1 protein-coding gene and 1 pseudogene are annotated in these 1,613 nt (G+C 65.8%); both read left to right on the top strand.

The window, feature by feature from the left end; all coding sequences use genetic code 11:
• Positions 1-452: pseudogene (locus tag DEIPI_RS28080) on the top strand (single-stranded-DNA-specific exonuclease RecJ); the annotation flags it as partial.
• Between the two features lie 246 nt (positions 453-698).
• Positions 699-1,409 (top strand): EAL domain-containing protein, encoded by a 711-nt coding sequence (locus DEIPI_RS0102995; protein WP_084473899.1) that lies wholly within the window; start codon positions 699-701, stop codon positions 1,407-1,409.
• Positions 1,410-1,613 lie beyond the last annotated feature (204 nt).

Here is a 1,613-nt window from a genome sequence, read left to right as displayed (position 1 = left end):
ACGGGTCCGTCGCGGAGTACCTGCGCACGAACGTGCCCGGCGTGACCTTCGTGAACGCCGGGACGCGTGCGCGCGGCGAGGTGGTGCTGTTCACCCTGCCGCCCGAGTCGGACCTGCGCGCGTGGCTCGAGGAGGCCGAGGTGAGCTTCTCGTGGGGTCCCAAGACCATCGACGCCCTGGAAGGCAACTACGGCTTCCACCGTGAGGGCCTGCGCATCGACGCGGACCCGCTGGTCCTCGCGGAGCTCGGCGTGGCGTCCTCCCTGCAGGTCGGCGAGCGGGACCTGTGGCGCAGCGAACGCATGCGGCACCTCGCGTCGGAGGCGTACCGCCGCTGGCTGTGGGCGCAGCTCTACGAGGCGCTCGACGACGCGGGCTGGGCGCGCGCCGCGCGGCACATGCTGGGCCTCCCCGTGGGGGACGTCACGCAGGCTCAGGCCGTCGCGGACTGAGGTCACGGGCCCGCACGACGGCCGTGCCGAGGAGGCGGTCGTGCGGGAGGCGGCGGTCCCGCGCGAAGGCCGCGAGCGTGAAGTACAGCACGGCGGGCAGAATGGTGGCCGTCGCGGACTGATCGGACGGCGTCCGCATCGACCGTACGTGCGTTGATGCCCGACGCGCGTCGTGAAGTGCCTACGCTGGAGGCATCACGTGCCCGAACGGACGCGTGGTGTACACCCAACAATCAGCAATAATATATGGTTTTCTTTGCAACTTTCTCGACGCAGCATGTTGTGTCTTCTATCTGCTTGCCTCGCAACACAAGGCTTGAAATTCAGCCGATCCTCACTTGCCACGACTTAACGGTCGTGAGCGGTGAAGCACTGCTCAGGTCAGACTTCGGTACTGGACCTCTTCTTGACGCATGCATGGCTACAAGCACCCTCACGAATCTGGAAGTGTGGGCTGCTCGGGAGGCTGGCGCGATGGAAGCATCGGTGCCGATAAGTTTCAATATCACGCCACCGCACCTGGCGTGTCCCGAGTTCACAGGGGCCATCCTCCGGGCGATCAGTGGCAGTCGCGTCACCGTCGAGATCCTGGAGACTCACCCCGTTACGACCGAGTCCCTCGCAGGAATTCGCGAGCTTAAAGCTCACGGCGTGGAGTTCGCCCTGGACGATTTCGGAACGGGTTTCTCCGACTGGACGCAGGTCGAACTGGTGCGCCCAAACAAGCTCAAGTTTGACCGCTCCTGGCTCAACGGACCGGCCAAAGCCCTTCTCGGCGCCATCCGACGCGCACAGGACATGGGCATGAAAACAGTGGTCGAGGGCGTCGAGCACCTGTGGCAGTTCGAAATGGCACAGGACGCGGGTGCCAACGCCGTCCAGGGATTTCGCTTCTCCAGAAGTCTGCCCCTGAACGACTTCAATGCCTTCGTCGAGCGTCAGTCGCTTAACGCATAGGTGTACTCCCGAGAGCAGCCCGGTCCTCGACCGTGGTTGCTCTCCTCTATTTCTGCTGGGCTGACTCGACCTGCGCGGCGGCGTCCTCCCAGCGGGTCATGAGGTCCAGCAGTCGCTCCTCGGCGTCGTGGACGGCTCGGCCCAGCGCGGCCCAGTCGGCGCCCTCGCCCGCGCCGTCCAGCGCGGTTTGCGCCGCCGCGAGGG

Origin of the sequence: Deinococcus pimensis DSM 21231, assembly GCF_000519345.1 — a bacterium.
In the GTDB taxonomy this organism is placed as follows: Bacteria; Deinococcota; Deinococci; order Deinococcales; family Deinococcaceae; genus Deinococcus_A; species Deinococcus_A pimensis.
Note: the sequence above shows the minus strand (reverse complement) of the source record. Positions and strands in the feature narration are given on the sequence as shown.